Consider the following 19,983-nt stretch of genomic DNA (forward strand, 5'->3'; position numbering starts at 1 on the left):
CATTAAGTGTGCCAATTTAAAAGTAACCGTAATACCATGTATTAAAACAAAAAAAGCCCAGCGTAATGCTGAGCTTTCTCGTTTATTTTATAAATGATGAATAAGTTTATACTTCGCTACATTTATTTAAGCTTCTTTTTGTAATCCATACTTACGCATTTTTTCAACCAGTGTCGTTCTACGCATGCCAAGTTGATCCGCAGCGCGGGCAACAATGTGCGCTTGTTGATCGAGGGCTTGTTTGATCATATCGATTTCAAATTCAGCCAACATCTCTTTGAGATTTACACCCGTTTCAGGCAAACTATTTGGCATCGAGAAGAAACCATCTTCTTGTGGTTCTTCTTCTATGTCGCCAAAAATCTCATCATTAAACATAGCCGAAATAGCGTCACGTTCTGCTAACTCACTCGGTAATTCTGAATTCACAATCTGACTTTCACCATCATCGTTATAACGATATTTAGCAGGTAACTCACCAATATCAACAATATTACCAGCCGTCATGATAAGTAAACGTTCGATCAGGTTCGATAGCTCACGTACATTACCAGGCCATGGATGTTGCATTAACGATTCCATTGCCCGTTGCGTAAATAAGATTGTCGCATCATGCTCTGCTTCGTGTCGACGCAATAACTCTTGGATCAATAATGGAATATCATCCGGGCGCTCACGTAATGCAGGGCTTTCAATTGGGAATACATTTAAACGGTAATAGAGATCTTCACGGAATTCTCCATCAAGGATCATTTGTTCTAAATTACGGTGTGTTGCCGCAATAACTCTGACATCAGCTTTAATTGCTTTACTGCCACCCACACGTTCAAAAACACGTTCTTGTAAAACACGTAATAATTTCACTTGCATTGGCTGTGGCATATCACCAATTTCATCAAGAAATAAAGTACCACCACAGGCCAATTCAAAGCGTCCTTTACGGGCTGAAAATGCGCCGGTAAATGCACCTTTTTCATGACCGAATAATTCACTTTCTAATAATTCAGCCGGAATAGCACCACAGTTAACAGGAACAAATGGACCATTGTTACGTGATGATGCATCATGGATTGAGCGGGCTATCACTTCTTTACCCGTGCCTGATTCACCCAATACTAAAACATTCGCGCCTTTTTTCGCTACTTGCGTGATCAAATGACGGACACTTTGAATCGCATCACCACGACCAACCAACTGCTTAATTAATGCTTTTGACGCGGATGCTGATTGGCCTAACTTACTCGCCACACATTGGCGATAAGATTGGCAACGTCCAAGTAAGAGCGTCAGTTGTTGATAAGATAAAGGCAGCTCGATATGACCAATTAAATTACCTTCCTCTGATTCAGAGCCTTGTACACCAAAAGTCAAAAACGGATTCATTGGGTTAGCATCAAGTAACGCAGATAATTCCTTTTCTGAGTAATGCTCTGAAGAAACGATAACACTATTTGCAGCAAGATCGATCTTAGCGCCAATATTGATATGGGAATCATAACTCTGCCAACTTTCACCAAGAAAGGACAAGATTGTTTCTAAATTTTTTCTGCGTTCAATATTCTCATCAATTACAAAAACTGACTTAGTAGTATCCATATTACAGCCTGCGCTAAACCTTACTTAAACTTAAAATAATTAAATCACTTCAACTACAGCTAAAGCGTGTCAAAAATTAACCTCCGCCAATTAATTGACATCGCTATAGTACACATTCCTAAATCAAGATGAAACAGCCGTAGGAGTTAATTAGAAATTAGGATAAAAATAGTTCCGTGCTATATCACAATATCTACAAATAGATCAAGGGGGATCGATAAGCACGGGGCTATTCACCAAACCCACGCGCTTAAATTAGCAGCAATCTAAAACTTACAAGCTTTCGCTAAAATTATCCTTTCGCTCAACAAGCCGATAATGTTTGGCATTTAATCCCCAACATTCAGGTAAGGTCGTCGCAACAGCAATTGATGACCAGGTACCAACAATAAGACCAATGAACATAGCAATAGAAAATCCTGCTAAAGGCCCCCCTCCCAATAACCACAATGCCGAAACCGTCATTAACGTAGTACCCGATGTCACCATTGTACGTGAAAACGTTGCCGCAATAGCTTCATTATTCACATCCGCAATCGCTAAGGTTGGCTTAAGAATAAGTAACTCGCGGATACGATCTCCAATAATAATAGAATCATTCAATGAATATCCAATAATAGCCAATATCGCCGCAAATACCGTCAGGTTAAACTCAAGCTGCAGTGCCGCAAATACACCTAGTACAAATAACACATCGTGTATTAGGGCAAATAATGCGCCCGACGCCAAGCGCCATTCAAAACGATAGCTTAAATAAGCCATGATACACAGCATAGATACTAAGAGTGCAAGACCACCTTGTTCCGCTAGCTCTTGACCGATTTGAGAACCAACAATACTCGTGTTTAATACTTGAATATTAGTTGCCAATGGCGCGAGTACCTCCGTGATATCTGGAATACTCATACCAGCAGCAGGTTCAGCATAACGTAAGATCCAACGGCCAATATCTCCCCCTTCAATCACACTGACATTTTGATTAAGTGCCGCCTGTAATAATGGTGAGATCTCACTCATTGTAATGCTTGGATCAAGTTGCACTTCGGTGATAACACCGCCAGTAAAATCTAAGCCCCAGTTCAGACCATTAATACTAATAAATGCAATTGCGATAAGCATAAAAATCACAGACATAGCACTGCTGATATAACGTAATTTACTGCTGTTATTACTCTTTTTTTTGTTACTATTGTTTATATTGATAGTCATCATTACTATACCTTCAAGTCATGACGAGTATCACGACCCCATAATTTATTAATTAATGCACGAGATACCAAGATCCCAGTAAACATGCTGGTTAAAATACCTAGACCTAACGTAAGCGCGAAACCTTGTACTGGTCCTTGTCCAATTGAGTACAGCACAACAGCAATAATTAAAGTAGTGATATTGGCATCAACAATCGTGCTAAACGCGCTATCAAAACCACTATTAATAGCTTGGGAGAAACTACGACCTTCACGTAATTTGTCACGAATTCGCTCAAACACCAGCACATTGGTATCGACCGCCATACCGACAGTAAGTACCAACCCAGCAATACCAGGTAAGGTTAATACCGCACCTGGTATTAACGCTAATAAGCCGAATAGCATAATAATATTGGCAATGAGTGCAACATTCGCAACCCAGCCTAGGCGACGATACCACAGCGCCATAAATACCAAGGTTAAACCTAACCCTAGCGCTAATGCAGAGAAGCCATTTTGAATATTTTCAGCCCCGAGTGAAGGACCTATCGTTCGTTCTTCAACAATCGTTACAGGTGCAGTCAACGAACCTGCACGTAGCAACAATGCAAGCTCTTGTGCGTCAGCCATGCTACCTGCCCCCGTGATTCTAAATTGGCTCCCTAATTGTGCTTGGATGGTCGCTACACTGATAATTTCATTGGTCTTTTTCGTTGAGCCATCCACATTACGACTGTACTCGCTGTAGAGCGTTGCCATCGGTTTACCAATATTATGTTTGGTAAAATTAGACATTTTCTTGCCGCCAGCATTATCTAGAGTGATGCTTACCTGCGCAGCCCCCATCTCGCCAACACTTGCACGCGCATCAATAATATGCTCACCACCTAATATCGCATCACGGTCAATACGTATTGGCATCCCCTGATTATTATTCACTAGCATGCTGCCATTGCTTGTGTTTTTAAGCTCATGAAAGGCAAGACTGGCTGTCGCGCCGATAACGTTTTTCGCCGTAGCCGGATCTTGTACGCCGGGTAATTCAATTCGAATCCGATGTTCACCTTGACGCTGGACCATGGCCTCTGTAATACCTAGCTCAGCAATACGACTGCGCATGGTTTGCAAGTTTTGTTGCACTGTCAGATTAATAATATTGCTCTTTTCAGATTCGGGCATATTGATTTCAACCAATCGTCCTGAACTTTTAGTCACTTTCCATTGTGGATAGCTGTTTTGCATTAATTTCAATAATGCGACCTTTGCTTCGTCATTTGGAAAGTTAAACTGCAGACCATTATTATGATTAATACTGATTCTGACCCCCTGAAGCCCTTCCTCACGAAAATCAGTACGTAAGTTATCCAGCAATTGCTGTGATCTGATATTGAATACGGGTTCCATATCAACATCTAATAAAAACTGCACGCCACCACGTAGATCCAAACCTAATTTTATCGGCTTTAGTCCCATACTCTGTAGCCAACCAGGGGCAGCAGAAACTAATGCTAGGGTAATATCATTGTGTGCAGGCAACATAGTTTCGAGTATCGATTTTGCTCTCGTTTGGCTACTGCTTTGTGCCAGCACTATGATGGTTTTATCCGTCTCTTGATCGATACGTGTCACCGCTATATTATTTTCTGTTAGCGTCTGCTTAAGCATATAAATAGCGGGCTGTAAGCCTTGTTTATGATTAATTTGTAATGCAGGGGATTCACCATACAAGGTCGGGATTGCACTCAATAGCATAATTAAAATAGTGCAGATTAAGACGGCATACTTCCAACCGGCGTAATGGTTAAGGCGTTTACGTTGAATTTTCGAGTTTGTTATTTTTGTCATTTGATCGCTGTCCATCAATGCCAAGATTTTTACACAAAGGTCGTTTATATACTGTTTTAGGTATATAGGACTTTGTATAAATACCGTTCTATAAAAATAAAGCGTTGGCATATTGGTGATTAACTCGCTTATAACTCCTGATAATAGAACCGTTAAAACACGATTTACAGTACGCTTTGCAATAGCTTGCAATACGATGTACGGCGCTATTTATAGCACTATTAAGGGATATAAGCAGATAATAAAGGCAACAAAAAAGCAGTGTTTAATACTTACATTTTTGTCTAAACAAATGTAATAACAGCTGGGTACAGGCGGTGAGAATATAAGATATTACAGTCTTTCCAGCCCGATAGTCGAGACTTAGACCGTGATATATGGGTCAACCAATGTTGATAAAAATTAATATTAACTGCATAACCAATCACAAAAGACGGCGATGGTGGAATAGATAATTCAATCTCAATCTGATAATCCGGTTCAGGATTATTTAACAGCAAACGTCCGGCGCTGGTATAACGAGAAGTGTCCGTTAAAGCAAATTCATAAGCATTGATTGGTAATGAGACAGGGGGTTGTTCTGATTCATCGGCATCTTGGTAATCAGTTACAAGTAAAGATGCTGGTGCTAATAACGACGGTGCAGGTGATATTGCTAATTCTGCGAATGTGTCAGCCTGAGCATTAAAGCCCACGACTATAACAAACAACAGTATAAAATAGCGCATCAATCGAAGTAGCATAGAAGATAAATAATCATAAAGTATAATTACTCATCATAAGCACTTCGAATAGAAGAAACAAGGATTTTTTAAATGCCAGAAAGCAAAAAAGGCTTACCTAATGGTAAGCCTTTTTCTAAATTTGGTGCCCGAGGCCGGAATTGAACCGGCACGCCTATTAAGCGAGGGATTTTAAATCCCTTGTGTCTACCGATTTCACCACTCGGGCTGAGTGATAAACAATTAAGCTAGCTGCCTAACCGGATATGCGCTCACTTTACCGTATTCTAACAATGAGTCAATGAAAACTTTTACATAGACTTAAGATGGCTGAAAATGAATCCAATATGCTTATTATCACAACAATTTTACAATCGACATTTGTATTGTAATTTAATTTATTTGCTCATCGACAATTACTTACAGATAAATACGGAGTCGAGTAACACCAAAAGCTACAAGCGTTATTCTAACAAACCTACTTTGATAAAATCAGATAATTACGAACAAAAAATAGCTTGTTTTAGGTATAAGTAAATTTTAGGCATAAAAAAACCAGCTATAAGCTGGTTTTTTTATAAAATGTTGGTGCCCGAGGCCAGAATTGAACTGGCACGCCTATTAAGCGAGGGATTTTAAATCCCTTGTGTCTACCGATTTCACCACTCGGGCACTGAATTCTTTTGTTTATTACTAAACATTTATAATTTATTCGTTCACAGTGCTGAACCAATAAACCTGCTTTTTCAAGCTAAATCATGGAGGCGGGTCCCGAAGTCGAATCGAGGTCCACGGATTTGCAATCCGCTGCATAGCCACTCTGCCAACCCGCCATTTACTGCAATTACAACCTTCGTTGTTAACACAGTGTGCTAATTTTATATCTTAGCGATATATACTATATATAGTATTAGTTGGTGCCCGAGGCCAGAATTGAACTGGCACGCCTATTAAGCGAGGGATTTTAAATCCCTTGTGTCTACCGATTTCACCACTCGGGCACTGAATTTTCTGATTCATTAGTTTCAGTGCAAACTAACGAACTTGCTCTTTACTAAGAGCTAAATCTGTCTCTAAGGCTTTGCCTTGGAACGAGGTACACTTTACTCGATTCTGATTATGAGTCAATAGAATGTCATATCAATTTAAAGTAATTGATTCAAAAACGACCTAAGCAGAATGTTTAGACTACATTTCGCACAGCGATAGGGCTTTGTATCCTAAACTTACATAGTCCAAATACACCCCCTTGTACTTTTTCATGTTTATTTTTGTGATCTTTAATTGCTTATTGGAGATAATAATGATAATTATTATCATTTAAATCAAATGACAAATCGAAACAGAGGAGTAGCAACAAATGACAGCTATCTGTACGGTAAATATGGCAAGCATTGAATACATATATCAAGAGCACCGTAGCTGGCTTTCGTTGTTTATTCAGCGTCGATTAAGCTGCCCAGAAGCCACGGCAGATTTAGTTCAAGATACCTACTTACGTCTGCTGATGAGAGATAAATTACCCGAGCAACAAGATTCGCGTCGATACTTAACGCATATTGCCAAAGGGTTAATCATTGACCTTTATCGACGCCGTAATATTGAAACGGCCTACTTAGAGCTTATTGAACAGGAACCAGTTCAAATATCCAATTCACCTGAATCTCAACTCATTGTTATCGAAGCACTAGTTGAAATTGACGCCTTGCTTCACCGACTCCCAAATAAAGCTCGCCAAGCTTTATTAATGCGTCAGTTAGAAGGCATGAGCTATAAGCAAATAGCGGTTGAATTGGACGTTTCTGTTTCATCAGTTGAAAAATACGTCGCGAAAGCTTTGCAAGGTTGCTTGCTAATTGCTCTTCAGGAGCAAGAGTAACATGAATCAAATATCAAGAGATGCCATAGAGCAAGCTTCTATTTGGATGGCTCGGTTATGGGCTGATGATGTAGCTGAAGATGACAAGCAGGCGTTTCAGACTTGGCGTACAGCCAGCCCCGACAACGAATTTGCTTGGCAACAACTAGAACAGATTCAAAAGAAGTTCAACAATATCCCGCAACCAGGGCTAAGTCGAAGAGTACTGTCTAAGTCTAGAGACATATCTCCAAATCGCGCACCTCTACAGGGAATATCTCGCCGACAACTGCTATTACTTGGAGGGATTTCCTTAGGTACTCTGGGGTTAGTGCTAAACAATAAATCCGAGCGACTACTTGGAGCTGAGTATGTCACCGCAACCGGAGAAATCAGAACCATAACGTTGTCTGATGGAACTCAAATGTCTATGAATACAGCCACAAGAGTGTTTGTAGATTTCAACCAATACGAAAGGCGGCTTCATTTACTTGAGGGGGAAATATTAATCACAACCTCTCACCACCTCACTCCATTTTTTGTCAATACTCAACAAGGTAAAGTAATGCCAATTGGCACACACTTTTCAGTGCAACAACGAACGGAAGAAACATTGGTTACTGTATATGCAGGGGAAGTTGCGCTTCAACCAAAACAAAAACAAAACACTATGCACATATTCGCTGGAGAAAATGCGAGCTTTAGCGGGATAGACTTACTTGCCAAAAACAAAAATTCGTCAGTTAACGCTTTATGGTTAGAACATAAAATCATGGCTCAAAGCACTCCATTACCAGAGTTCATTAAAGAACTTTCTCGATATAGAAAAGGAGTCTTAAACATAGATGAAAACCTTAATAACATTAAGCTCACAGGCGTGTTTTCTACTATTGACACAGACGAAACGCTTTCCAATATCAGCCAGATTTTACCAATTGAAATTCAATACCGAACTCCGTTGTGGGTTCGCGTGTCGGCAAAAAAATAAATTAATTTTACGGCTTTTATAAGTTCACTCGGTGTACTAATTAATAAACCAGTGAATCGAAAAAGGAATTCAAGTTGTACTCTTGTTCTCATCAAAAATTATTAGTTGTGCTCCTTAGCACACAGTTAAGCATTGCTACTGCATTAGTCTCAACAGCTGTTATTGCAAGCGAAAAGCCTGAATTTAATATTTCTGCTGGTGCTTTGGATTCGGTGCTGAACGAATTTGCTATGGAAGCTGGCATCGAGTTTCACCTTAATGCCGCCCTTTCTAATGAGTTATACAGCCCAGGAGTTAACGGACGCTACAATACAAACGATGCCCTTACTTTATTGTTATCCAACACTGGTTTAACCGCGCAACTTCAGCCTGATGGCGTTTATCGTGTTGCTTCTGAAAATACCGGGATGAAGCTCGCTCCGATTCAAGTAAGCACCACCATAGAGGCTGGTACAAATCGAGATAAAGAAGGCCAATATGCAATTTACGACAATGACGTATCCAGTACTTATTTAAGCAAAGAAGAAATCGAACGCTTTAAAGGTACCAGTGCAGCCGATCTATTTATCGGCATGGCCAACACATACAGTGGTGAAGCTAGAAATGGCGGCGGTAGTATAGATCCTAACATTCGTGGTGTTCAAGGTCCTGGTCGCGTCCCTGTCGTCATTGATGGAACCGAGCAAGGTATTTCTGTTTACAATGGCTATCGAGGTGCGTCAAACCGAAATTATATTGACCCAAATTTAATCGGTGGAATGAAAGTCCACAAAGGTGCACAAATTAATGCAGACATCACCACTTCGGTTGGTGGCGCGGTTGAAGTAACAACACTGACACCTCAAGATATAGTACCAGAAGGCGAAACTTTTGGTATCGAGTTTGTAGCCGAAAGCAGCAGCAATTCAATAAAACCCAATGTTGCTCGCCTGCACACAGGTAAAAACTGGCAAGATGTTCCCGTTTATGCCGAACTTGGCGGAGTTCCGCTATATAACGATCCCGAGCTCCGATTTCAAACGCGAAGTGATAAAAATGACAACCTAGTTAATGGCGAAGACATCGCGTATAGGCTAGCCATTTCAGGTATCAGCCCAAAGTTTGAGTGGCTTGGTGCGTACGCTTATCGCAATCGAGGAAACTATTACTCAGGGACAAAAAAATCGGGGTTTTATGAGCAACCATACAAAACGGGTGATCGTGATGGAGTAGTAGGTCGCATACCTTACTTGCAACCCGAACATGTTGCACTCAATCACCTTCCGGGTCACGAAGTGCCAAATACGTCTTCAGAAATGGAGTCATTTTTGCTAAAAACCACATTTAACATTACCGATGTCCATAAGTTGCAGCTTAGTGCTCGATTCACCGAAAGCACCCATGGTGAAATACTGGCCAGTCGTTCTGACTACCGCAACCAAGACGGGTTACCTCAATGGCCGCTTGCCAATGTGAAAATGCAAGCCTATAGCCTCAAGTTTAGAGCTAATCCAACTAACCCTTATTTAGATCTAAGTACCAACTTGTGGACTACTCAAACTGACTCAAAAACCAATACAGGTTATGGGTTTCCCAATTTCACTTACAGAAAAAGTGATACCCCAAATAAAATCATCAATACCGCAACAGTTAACCGTGAAGAAAGCCGAGTAGGCTTTAATTTTAAAAATGCCATGACTCTAACCGACGAATGGGATCTGACTGTATCTGGTAATTTCCAACAGCATAAATTGGCCCCGAAAGAGGGACTGCAATATATGATGGACCTCTATGATGGTCCGGTAAGAGCAGGTGAACGAGAAGAGTATAACGGTGCGATCACCATGGAATGGCGACCGTTAGAGTCTGTTATATTCAATGCTGGTGTTCGCTACTCACAATACCAATCAGAAGATCATTATATCAAAAATAGATTAGATGCAGGGGATACAAAAAGCCTAGAAACCTTGCAAAGCGACGGCTACAACTTGACTTACCAAACTATTGAAACCTTTGCCGATGAAGAAATTGCTCAGAATGTTGCTAATGCAGAACAAGCGATTCGTTCAACCTTTACCAAAAACAATATCGCCAGCAACATCAATAGATACCGAAACCTCATGGTAATGTTTCCAGATAAAAAAGAAGAATTTCAAAAACAAATACTGCAACACCAAAGCGAGCTAGCTAATTTTGATGCCTTACTCACCTCAAAAGTGAAAGAAAAAGTCTCCGAAGCTAAAAATAAACGCACTTACGTGGCAGACCATAATTCTGATTGGATGTTTAACTCAAAAAATGAGCTAAAACTGGCCGGCAACACATGCGTCAAAGCAATAAAACAAACGAATTATGTGAGTGGTAGTTGTAAAGTCTCCAGCAAAAGCGAATCAAGAGAAACCAATACCCGCTATAAAAACAGCGGCAGTGGTTGGGTTCCTTCTTTATCCACAACTTGGTTAATTAATGATTCTAGTCGTGCCTATGTCCGCTATGCTGAAACCCTCCGCTTCCCTAGTCTGTTTGAAAGCACCAGTGGTTTTTCTGGTAACCCAAGTTTCTCGGCACCACTTGAACCTGAAAGAGCCAAACTCATTGAAGTTGCCTACATTCATTACTTTAATACTGCAAGTGCTAAAATAACTTACTTTGATCAGGTAATTGAAGACGTAATGGATCGCGATACAGACAGCTTCTCGTTTGCAAACCTCGATAGCCAACGTACCAGCGGCCTTGAGCTGCAAGGAATGTTCGACAACGAGGCCTACTTTGGAAATGTTTCTATCACGTATAACTTCAGAAACGAGGTTTGCGACGAAAATTCTGCTGCACGCGGACAGATTTTAGATATCTACAATGATAAAGATCCATCATCTGAAACCTGCGTACGAGGTGGTTTTACGCAAATCAGCTATCTTGCGGCCCATGCTGCGCCAGAATATGCGGCCAGCATGATGCTAGGCGCACGATTTTTTAACCAAGACTTAGAAACAGGACTACGTGGAAATTACATTTCGGGAAGTCACAAAGATGAAATTATCAAACGTACCGATGTCGCCACCTACGATGCCTATATCAAATATATTTTCAACAAACAGTTCGAAGCTGAATTAATAGGTACGAACTTAACCGATGTTTATTATTTAGAAACTGGTTCCGTTTCTGGAATGCCAGCACCGGGGCGAACAGTCAGTCTAAAATTACATGGCCGATTCTAGCCAAAACTGTCGATTTTCCAATTTTAGTCTATCACCGCTTCTTTCGAGGCGGTTTTCGTTTGTGATAAGCCACAAAAAACACCAAAAACTATTACGGATTTTTCCACCTCGTTCGGTGTTATAGGTGAATGTTAGATCAATAGTTATTAGTCTATTAACGGAATCGCTCCCACAATTTAGGATAAATTAAATGAAAGCAAGTTTGAAATGGATATTGATATCTTTTGCTATCCCCGCGCTAGCAGCATGTAAGAGCGGAGGAGTAAATTCAACCAAAGACGTTGCTGCAACTAAAAATCAAGTACCTATCGCGGTACCCGGACAAAATCAAAACGTCGCTTTTGGTTCCCTAGTCAAACTTGATGGCAAAAACAGCACGGATAAAGACAAACAACTCTTAACCTATAAATGGTCGTTAAATACCAAACCTACTGGCTCCACAGCTACGTTAAGCGCTACCGATGCCGTTTCACCTGAATTTACACCAGACAAAGCAGGATCTTATGTGATCAGCTTAGTCGTTAATGATGGTAAAATTGATAGCAAAAGTGTTGACGTGACTATTGAAGTCGCACCGAAAGCAGTGAACTCGTTACCGATGGTTAGCGCAGGAATAGACAAAACCCATGCGATTGGCACCCCCGTGTTAATTGCCGCAACCGTAACCGACGCTGACAATGATGCCTTAACTTACACTTGGTCTATTGAAACCAAGGCTGCTAATAGCATGCCAACACTTACAAATAGCGATACAAAAACCGTCACGTTAAATGCAAATGTCCAAGGTGATTACCTACTTCAACTGTCCGTATCAGATGGTAAAAACACGGTCAAAGATAGTGTAAAAGTAACTCTAGAGTCAGCAAACGTCGCACCAATAGCAAAAGCAGGGGCGGATCAAAACGCAGTTAAAGATGCAGTTGTAAATCTTGATGGTAGTGGCAGCTCTGATGCCAATAATGACGTTATGTTGTATGAATGGACATTTGTTTCCAAACCTGAGCATAGTGTGGCAGATCTTAGCGGTACGAATACCATCACACCTAGTTTTACAGCGGACTTAATTGGCGATTATGTATTGTCTTTAACGGTGAGTGACGGTGCATTAACGAGCGCACCATCGAACATCAAGGTGACAGTAACAGAATCGCTCAAAAGCGAATTAAAAATAGTATTCCACGATAGAGACCCTGCTCAAAATACCCTTCCTTATGTATTTAATCCGATAACAATAGATAAAACATTCTCAGACCCTAAACCAGCTACTTACAAACTAGCGAGCTTTACACTTGAAGCGGTAGGACAGGATTACACCATAAAAGAAGTAACACCATGGGGAATTATGGGTGTCGTCACCCCTATTATAAATGGGGTGGTAGAAGGTCAAGTCATTAAAGCGGGAGAAAAGGTAGAAATTGAACTACTGTCTCCTCTAACAGGTGGCAAACAAGCCATGCTTTCATTTAGCGTCATCATTAAAGAAAATATGGGCGATAACTATATTAATGCAAGTTATTTTCTAACCACACACTAAAGTAGCACGACCTCTGCAATAAAATAAAGTGCGAGCAATCGCACTTTATTTAAGGACTTAACAAATAATCTCTTCAGGAAGACGCTATGAATGACAAATTTAAGTGGTTAACGTGTGTTGCCACTCTATCCTTCTTGCTTGGCTGCAACGGAGGAGACGAAAGTGGAACCAAGGATACCGGGTCTAGCAAATTAGAAAATCAGTCTCCTATTGCTATCGCAGGAGTAAATCAGAATGTAAAAGTAAATACCAAGGTTAAATTGGACGGCACCAGCAGTGTTGATGAAGATAACGACCTCATCACTTATCAATGGAATTTTGAATCCAAACCCCAAATAAGCCAAGCAACACTCATTAATAGCAACAACGCCTTATCAGAATTTACAGCGGATGCTATAGGGACTTATATCATTAATTTAATTGTTAATGATGGTAAAGCAAACAGTCGTCCAAATCAGGTTCGAATCGTTGTTGCGTCTTCCGGGACAAATTCTCCTCCGACACTCAATTTATCCGGCGACCAAAAACTAAATTTAATCAATACCGCGCATCTAAACGCCAATGCCCGAGACGCAGACAAGGACAAACTTTTCTATCTTTGGCAGATTATAGAGCAACCGACGGATAGCAACCCAGTATTAAATGATGAGGGTACATCCATCAGATTTAAAACAGACATTGCAGGAGACTATGTCGTAAAACTCACAGTGTCAGATGGACTCGCTATCGCAACAGATACAGTAACGCTCAGCTACTATTATGCTAACGTCCCCCCTAGCGCAAAGACAGGCACCGCTATCTATGCAACCGAAGGAATGATAGTGCCAGTTGATGCGAGTATGAGCAATGATCCAAATGGTGATCCGATTACGTATCAATGGGATTTTGTCTCTAAACCGCCTAATTCTAATACGGTTATTGTCGACCCTAGCGCAATGATAAGTGAGTTTTACGCCGATGCGCCGGGCACCTATGTCGTGGGCTTAACTGTCAGTGATGGCGAGTTTACCAGCAAACCTTACAAGCCATTTTATGTGAAAGTCTACGGCTTGCAAGCACCACATACCAAGCTCTTCGTTGGCAATGATAGCAAACTGCAACTATTCCCTTATAAAGAAAAGTTTGTCGTAAATAAAACAACTGACTCTGGAAGTATTCCCGATGAATACATATTAGGCAACTATACAATAGAAGCAGTGGGCAAAGATGTAACCATTAGTGGCATTAACGCTATAAACTACAGTGATGCCAAGCTTAAACCCTATTTCATTGGCCTATCTGAAGGTGAAATTGTGACCGTAAAAAAAGGTGAGCGAATGACATTTCAACTGGCTACACCGTCGACCAATGGTGAAACTGTACGGTTAGGTTTTAGTTTTTCATGGAGCTTAAACGGTTACGGCGACTTTAGTTCTCAAGAAACATTCTGGGCTGGATATCAGTTCACTAGTCGCTAACTTAATCTCAGGCTCCGCTCACGCTGAGCTTTTTATTATTTCTTACAAAAAGTCAAAAATGATTACGGGTTTTACGATTTAGTTCGGTGTATTAAGTAAGACTTATCAATGCCACCTATCACATTGACTGGCTGCTTTTGATGTCTTATACCAATTTTTTAACCTGAGCTGCATAAATAATATGTAGCACAATAGAAAGGAATAAATAATGAAACCAGTTAAACTTTCATGGATTACAGCGGCTATGCTTGGTCTTAGCTCATTAGCCCACGCAGGCTTTGATGGCGCAATCAGCGACAATTCTTTACGCCAAGTTGGCGAGTCTCAAGTTTGGGTTCCGTTTTTCCACTCAAAAGGCAAAGCCGGCATTGGCAGCTCAAAAAGTAAGACCGTTGATTTCGATGGCCTAGCTGGCAACACATTCTCAAGTGATTATCGTAACGATAACAATAACGAAAAAGGCGTTCACACTTCGGGCAGCAAACATTTTGGTAATTCTCATTACAACTTTGCGCAAGTAGCCAATAGCGATATTTGGTTCGGTGAGTGGTATGAAGGAACCCAAGATCAAGACTTCAATAATCGTACCGTCTACTACATAGGTAACGATGCTGGCACAACGGTCCCGACTAGTGGCACAGCGACGTACAACATCACAGGCATTAATAAATTCTCTGGCAGCAACAAGCTGACTGGTGCCTTTGATGCTGACTTTGGCGCACAAACACTGTCTGGCAACATTTCTAATGGTTCACTAAAAGTGAATGTAACAGCGCAAATTAATGCCGCGACAGCAGCCTTTACGGGTAACGCAACGGCAACACAAAATGCCGTAGCTACGGCGGGTAGTTCTAAAGGTCATTTCTTTGGCGCGAATGCAGCAGCACTTGCAGGCTTTGCAAAATTCGATACTAACAGCCAACTGGATACTGCATTCGGTGGTGAAAAACAGTAATTCTGTAACGCTCGGTTAAAACAGCATTTATCAGAAGCAGCTTCGACTGCTTCTGATTTTTATCGTGAAAAGAGTAAAAAATGAACCTAATTTCCGCTTCAAAACGATCCATTTTAGTATGCTTATTATTTAGCTTTTCTTATTATTCAGTTGCAGATCAAGATACTAAAATCCAGATCCAACAGCGGGATAATTTAACGGCAAGTGAGATAGAACAAGAATTGCTTGCCGAAGAAAATGAAAAAGAAAAAGAAAAAAACCAACAATCTTCAGCCATGATTATTGATGGTGAAACTTATCAAGTGAATGACACGTTGCCAGAATTGGGGCAAGCGCTGTATTTTTCGGTTCAGTCTCGTCAATGGCCGCTCGCCTCCCAATATTTAGCCAGGTACCAAAAGCTTGACGGCTTCGACCCATTATTAGTTCACTATACCAAAGGTGCGCTGTATCGTGTTAAAGGTGAACTTACACTAGCTGAACAGGAATATTCTCAACTTTTAGCACTACAACCCGACTTTTTACCTGCGCAATTAGAACTGGCACGCGTGCAATTTGAAAATCAAAAAAACGCTGACGCCTATTCACTATTTATTCTCATCAACGAAAACTTACCTTCTAACAATACCCGCTCTCAAGGAATCCGAAAAACCGTAACAAGCTTCATTACGGCTGCAAAACACAGAGACTCTTGGAACGGATCATTTAGCTTTGGACCGTCATATAACGACAACCTTAACCAGTCATCACAATCCTATACTTGCTTGGCTCGGCTTCCGTCAGGCCAATGCCGAGTAGAAAGAAGCACACCAGAAGCTGTAAAAGGGACAGGTGTCGATTTTAATGCCAGCCTGAACAAACGTCTCTCATTATCTGGTCATCATGGTATCGCCTTTAGCGGGCTGGCTTATGGTTCCAGCTATTTAGATAATGACAAATTCAATGAACAAACTTTAATCACCAGCCTTGGATACAGCTATCAAAATGCAAATAACAAATTCACCTTATCGCCACAGTTGGAATACAGTGCTTCAGGTAATAAAGCACTTTACTTCGCTGGAGGTTTGAAATTTGACTGGTTTAAAAGCCTGGATTCATCAAGTGCGATGAAGCTAGAAATTGAGGCGGAATATCAAGATTACCGACCAGTAAACCTTGAATATCAATCCGACTGGCAGTGGTCATCTTACTTAAGCTTATGGCATCAATTACCCGACAATTGGCTACTATTTGGCGGTTTGGATTGGACCCAAAAAGATAACGATGAAAAGGTGCATGCCTATCAACTCTTCGGCGGAAGATTCGGCGTTAACCGAGCATGGGGCGAACTGGTTGATGTAAATCTATTTACTTCCTTTAGGCAACGTAAATATGGTGAGTTCAGCGCATTATTGGACGAAAGAAGAACAGATCAAGAACAAAGTTATACACTCATGCTGTCCTCCAAGTCGCTCTCATTATACGGTATTACGCCGCTACTTACGTGGACTCATAAGCGAGTAAAAAGCAACGTTGACTGGCTTTATACCTATCAACAAAACGAAATCGCCTTAAAGTTAGAAAAAAGATTTTGATTTTTTAACTTTTTTTTACGGGTTTCCCTCATTCATTCGGTATATAGGTAGGACAAGGCACAAGCCTATTTTTGGGTTGTGCCTTTATTGTGTTTTACCATAAACGAAACCTCAATTATGACCCAATTCTTAAAAGCACTATTTCTGTGGTGTGCACTTGTAATCAATGCTTATGCACTAGAGCAAAACTCTACCATAGATAAGAACGTGAACGCTGCGAGCGATTCTGCCATTCAGACTCTAGTTCCAGACGACACTCATTCTGTCTATGCCACGTCCACTTCAGTGGTTAGCACCAAACATGTGGCTCAGGAGAAAAAACAACAAGCGACTGCAAAAAATAAATTTAAGCATGACATGACACCTATAGGTATGTATCAAGCTGCCGACTGGGTGGTGAAATCCGTCATAATTTTATTGCTGTTAGCGTCAATTCTCACTTGGGCATTATTTGTCTCTAAGCAAATTCAAGTCTCCCTTGCCTGTCAGCACGCAGCCAAATTATTAAGAGAGTTAGTTGCTTCTGAAAGCTTAAAGGAAGGAAAGCAGCGTAGTTTCGATAAGGAAGGCGGCGGTTTAGCATTGATCGACACTGTATTACATGAATTAGAACTTTCTGCTTTAGGAACGGCAAGTAATGACGGCATCAAAGAACGAGTACAGATCAGTTTAGAAAGGACACAAGCCTCCCTCAATAGCAAAATGACGTCAGGAACTGGTATATTGGCGACCATAGGTTCGGTGGGTCCATTTGTCGGTCTTTTTGGCACAGTCTGGGGGATCATGAATGCTTTTATCGGCATAGCTAAGTCTCAGTCAACCACATTAGTTGTGGTTGCGCCAGGAATTGCAGAAGCCTTGCTAGCAACAGCTATTGGTCTGGTTGCAGCTATCCCGGCCGTGATTATGTATAACCATTTTTCTAGAGAAATCGGACGTTACCGTGCTCTTTTGGCAGACATTAATGCTGCGTTGTTGGTTTTAGTCAGTCGTGACTTAGATCGCGAGCCTTGTGCGGCAACTAATAACGACAAAAGCAAGCCTGCTACTTTGCGTAAAACGGGATAACTAATGGCATTCAAACCAAATTTGAATAATGACGAAATGGTTGAAAACCATGATATCAACATCACGCCTTTGGTTGATGTGATGCTGGTGCTTCTGATCATTGTGATGGTTGCAGCTCCTCTAGCTACTGTAAATGTTCCTGTGGATTTACCTTCATCTTCGGCACAACCTCTGCCTCAACCCGATAACCTTTTTTATCTTACAATACAAAAGGGGCTAGTATTAACACTTGGTGAAAAGCAAGAAGTGACACTAGAACAGTTACCATTAGCTTTGGGCACAACGCTAGCAGATAAGTCTAAACAGATTTATCTACGTGCAGATAAAAATCTTACTTACCAAGATTTAATGACTGTCATGAATGCGCTAATCGCAGCGGGATACACCCATATAGCCCTTGTCGGTGAGGAGAAAACCATAGGTTCGAACTCATGAGAAACTCACTTCGCCAGGCTCCCCACGCAAAAAAAGATGGTGGTAACAGCTGGGTATTCATTGGCATCGCCACTAGTCTGGCGTTGCACGCTGGTGTCGCAATTGCTTACTTTTGGACACCTAAGCACAACTATGTGCCACCGCCCTCTGCAGCACCAATCGTGGTTAGCATTGTTGCCCCCTTGTCTGCCCCGAATAAAAAAACGAACGATCTGCCTCCAGATCCAGCTCAACAAGCGACTATTGCCCAAGCATCAACTACAATTGAGCCACAAGCGTCAGAACAGAAAGTAGCACGTGAAAAACCGACATTGATTGTGGCACAAACTGACAGCCCATCCCAATTTAAATCTATTGAAAAACCACCAACCAAAAAGGTCACTGCTAAGCCGATTGAAGAACCGAAACCAATACCTGAACAACCAAAGCCAGCTGTAGTGAAAACCAAACCGACACGAAATAAGCGCGTAGATGACCCCCCTGTTCCGGTACAATCTATAGCTAAACAAGCGACTGCGATACCGACCCTCGACGTGAGCAAGCAAAGCTTACAAGTCACAGCACTGCAAACAGGGCAACTGAGTGAACAAGGGAAAATGGCAAGACTAAACTGGCAAAAAGTTCTGCACGCCCATCTTGAACGTAAAAAACGATACCCGCGTAAGGCTAAGCGAATGCGAAAACAAGGCATGCCAATAATCACTTTTACTTTAGATAGGAAAGGTAATGTATTGGGTGTAAGTTTGGTAAAAAGTTCAGGGACTGCTTCACTAGACAGCGAAGCCCTCGGCTTGCCTTACCGAGCTCAACCTTTACCAGTTCCACCCAAGAACATTCCTAACAAAGAGTTAACCCTTACTTTACCTATTAATTTTTCAATGTAACAATCCGCTAAAAATAAATGGGCGATGTGTTGAAAGACAGGACGATGAACAGGAGAAAAATTTTCACTTTGAATTAATTTGTGAATTTTAGGTACAAAAAAACCAGCATTAAGCTGGTCATAATATTAGCAAAAATTGAACTGGTATGCCTATTTAGCGAGAGATGTTAGATCTTTGTGCCTATCTGTTTCACCACTCTAACACTGAATTATTTTGTTTATTTCTAAACATTTATAGTTTATTCGTTCACAGTGCTGAACTAATAAACCAGCTCTTTAACAAGCTAAATCATGGAGGCGGGTCCCGAAGTCGAATCGAGGTCCACGGATTTGCAATCCGCTGCATAGCCACTCTGCCAACCCGCCATTTACTGTAATTACAACCTAGGTTGTTAACACAGAGTGCTAATTTTACATCTTAGCGAGATATACTATTTCTAGTATTAATTGGTGCCCGAGGCCGGAATTGAACCGGCACGCCTATTAAGCGAGGGATTTTAAATCCCTTGTGTCTACCGATTTCACCACTCGGGCACTGAATTTTTTATAGTTTATCCGTTCCAGTGCAGAACCAATAAACTTGCTTTTTTACAAGCTAAATCATGGAGGCGGGTCCCGAAGTCGAATCGAGGTCCACGGATTTGCAATCCGCTGCATAGCCACCCTGCCCACCCCCCA

At 41.2% G+C, this 19,983-nt stretch carries 14 protein-coding genes and 7 tRNA genes; 10 read left to right on the top strand and 11 right to left on the bottom strand.

Going from position 1 to position 19,983, the window contains the following annotated elements:
- Positions 1-126: 126 nt before the first annotated feature.
- The 8 genes from BT797_RS08205 to BT797_RS08240 all read right to left on the bottom strand — a co-directional run bounded on the left by BT797_RS08205 (position 127) and on the right by BT797_RS08240 (position 6,357).
- Entirely contained in the window at positions 127-1,596 is a 1,470-nt protein-coding gene (locus BT797_RS08205; protein ID WP_075471625.1) for a sigma-54 dependent transcriptional regulator, read from the bottom strand.
- A gap of 273 nt (positions 1,597-1,869) precedes the next feature.
- Complete coding sequence (secF, locus tag BT797_RS08210; protein WP_045111368.1) at positions 1,870-2,808, bottom strand: protein translocase subunit SecF; 939 nt, start codon at positions 2,806-2,808, stop codon at positions 1,870-1,872.
- Between the two features lie 2 nt (positions 2,809-2,810).
- Positions 2,811-4,649, bottom strand: a complete 1,839-nt coding sequence (gene secD / locus BT797_RS08215) for a protein translocase subunit SecD (protein ID WP_045111369.1) — start codon at positions 4,647-4,649, stop codon at positions 2,811-2,813.
- A gap of 269 nt (positions 4,650-4,918) precedes the next feature.
- Entirely contained in the window at positions 4,919-5,362 is a 444-nt protein-coding gene (locus tag BT797_RS08220) for a hypothetical protein (RefSeq protein ID WP_045111370.1), read from the bottom strand.
- A gap of 137 nt (positions 5,363-5,499) precedes the next feature.
- Positions 5,500-5,585: transfer RNA gene (locus BT797_RS08225), tRNA-Leu, on the bottom strand.
- 357 nt (positions 5,586-5,942) lie between these two features.
- A tRNA-Leu gene (locus BT797_RS08230) sits at positions 5,943-6,028 on the bottom strand.
- An 87-nt stretch (positions 6,029-6,115) separates the two neighbouring features.
- Positions 6,116-6,189, bottom strand: a tRNA-Cys gene (locus BT797_RS08235).
- 82 nt (positions 6,190-6,271) lie between these two features.
- Positions 6,272-6,357: transfer RNA gene (locus BT797_RS08240), tRNA-Leu, on the bottom strand.
- 359 nt (positions 6,358-6,716) lie between these two features.
- Here BT797_RS08240 and BT797_RS08245 point away from each other — a divergent pair.
- The 10 genes from BT797_RS08245 to BT797_RS08290 all read left to right on the top strand — a co-directional run bounded on the left by BT797_RS08245 (position 6,717) and on the right by BT797_RS08290 (position 19,306).
- A complete protein-coding gene (locus tag BT797_RS08245) occupies positions 6,717-7,235 on the top strand; it encodes a sigma-70 family RNA polymerase sigma factor (RefSeq protein ID WP_075471627.1) in 519 nt (172 codons plus the stop codon).
- Position 7,236: 1 nt separating this feature from the next.
- Entirely contained in the window at positions 7,237-8,202 is a 966-nt protein-coding gene (locus BT797_RS08250) for a FecR domain-containing protein (RefSeq protein WP_045111371.1), read from the top strand.
- A gap of 107 nt (positions 8,203-8,309) precedes the next feature.
- Entirely contained in the window at positions 8,310-11,399 is a 3,090-nt protein-coding gene (locus tag BT797_RS08255; protein ID WP_217653254.1) for a TonB-dependent receptor, read from the top strand.
- Positions 11,400-11,589: 190 nt separating this feature from the next.
- Positions 11,590-12,933 (top strand): PKD domain-containing protein, encoded by a 1,344-nt coding sequence (locus tag BT797_RS08260; protein WP_052678376.1) that lies wholly within the window; start codon positions 11,590-11,592, stop codon positions 12,931-12,933.
- An 86-nt stretch (positions 12,934-13,019) separates the two neighbouring features.
- Positions 13,020-14,390, top strand: coding sequence for a PKD domain-containing protein (locus BT797_RS08265; protein WP_075471630.1), 1,371 nt, complete (start codon positions 13,020-13,022; stop codon positions 14,388-14,390).
- A gap of 208 nt (positions 14,391-14,598) precedes the next feature.
- A complete protein-coding gene (locus BT797_RS08270; protein WP_045111374.1) occupies positions 14,599-15,345 on the top strand; it encodes a Slam-dependent surface lipoprotein in 747 nt (248 codons plus the stop codon).
- 80 nt (positions 15,346-15,425) lie between these two features.
- Positions 15,426-16,919, top strand: a complete 1,494-nt coding sequence (locus BT797_RS08275) for a surface lipoprotein assembly modifier (RefSeq protein ID WP_045111375.1) — start codon at positions 15,426-15,428, stop codon at positions 16,917-16,919.
- A 117-nt stretch (positions 16,920-17,036) separates the two neighbouring features.
- Positions 17,037-17,987 (top strand): tonB-system energizer ExbB, encoded by a 951-nt coding sequence (exbB, locus tag BT797_RS08280; protein WP_082276036.1) that lies wholly within the window; start codon positions 17,037-17,039, stop codon positions 17,985-17,987.
- 3 nt (positions 17,988-17,990) lie between these two features.
- Entirely contained in the window at positions 17,991-18,422 is a 432-nt protein-coding gene (locus tag BT797_RS08285) for a biopolymer transporter ExbD (RefSeq protein ID WP_075471632.1), read from the top strand.
- Positions 18,419-19,306, top strand: a complete 888-nt coding sequence (locus BT797_RS08290) for a TonB family protein (RefSeq protein ID WP_045111377.1) — start codon at positions 18,419-18,421, stop codon at positions 19,304-19,306. Before BT797_RS08285 ends, BT797_RS08290 begins: the two co-directional genes overlap by 4 nt.
- 291 nt (positions 19,307-19,597) lie before the next feature.
- Here BT797_RS08290 and BT797_RS08295 read toward each other — a convergent pair.
- The 3 genes from BT797_RS08295 to BT797_RS08305 form a co-directional block, all read right to left on the bottom strand.
- A tRNA-Cys gene (locus BT797_RS08295) sits at positions 19,598-19,671 on the bottom strand.
- Positions 19,672-19,753: 82 nt separating this feature from the next.
- Positions 19,754-19,839: transfer RNA gene (locus BT797_RS08300), tRNA-Leu, on the bottom strand.
- Positions 19,840-19,908: 69 nt separating this feature from the next.
- A tRNA-Cys gene (locus BT797_RS08305) sits at positions 19,909-19,982 on the bottom strand.
- Position 19,983 lies beyond the last annotated feature (1 nt).

It is taken from the genome of Moritella viscosa (genome assembly GCF_900120065.1).
GTDB lineage: Bacteria > Pseudomonadota > Gammaproteobacteria > Enterobacterales > Moritellaceae > Moritella > Moritella viscosa.

Coding starts and splice junctions, on each gene's coding strand:
- BT797_RS08205 (WP_075471625.1), bottom strand. CDS start 1,596: ATGGATACTACTAAGTCAGTTTTTGTAATTGATGAGAATATTGAACGC.
- secF (WP_045111368.1), bottom strand. CDS start 2,808: ATGATGACTATCAATATAAACAATAGTAACAAAAAAAAGAGTAATAAC.
- secD (WP_045111369.1), bottom strand. CDS start 4,649: ATGGACAGCGATCAAATGACAAAAATAACAAACTCGAAAATTCAACGT.
- BT797_RS08220 (WP_045111370.1), bottom strand. CDS start 5,362: ATGCGCTATTTTATACTGTTGTTTGTTATAGTCGTGGGCTTTAATGCT.
- BT797_RS08245 (WP_075471627.1), top strand. CDS start 6,717: ATGACAGCTATCTGTACGGTAAATATGGCAAGCATTGAATACATATAT.
- BT797_RS08250 (WP_045111371.1), top strand. CDS start 7,237: ATGAATCAAATATCAAGAGATGCCATAGAGCAAGCTTCTATTTGGATG.
- BT797_RS08260 (WP_052678376.1), top strand. CDS start 11,590: ATGAAAGCAAGTTTGAAATGGATATTGATATCTTTTGCTATCCCCGCG.
- BT797_RS08265 (WP_075471630.1), top strand. CDS start 13,020: ATGAATGACAAATTTAAGTGGTTAACGTGTGTTGCCACTCTATCCTTC.
- BT797_RS08270 (WP_045111374.1), top strand. CDS start 14,599: ATGAAACCAGTTAAACTTTCATGGATTACAGCGGCTATGCTTGGTCTT.
- BT797_RS08275 (WP_045111375.1), top strand. CDS start 15,426: ATGAACCTAATTTCCGCTTCAAAACGATCCATTTTAGTATGCTTATTA.
- exbB (WP_082276036.1), top strand. CDS start 17,037: ATGACCCAATTCTTAAAAGCACTATTTCTGTGGTGTGCACTTGTAATC.
- BT797_RS08285 (WP_075471632.1), top strand. CDS start 17,991: ATGGCATTCAAACCAAATTTGAATAATGACGAAATGGTTGAAAACCAT.
- BT797_RS08290 (WP_045111377.1), top strand. CDS start 18,419: ATGAGAAACTCACTTCGCCAGGCTCCCCACGCAAAAAAAGATGGTGGT.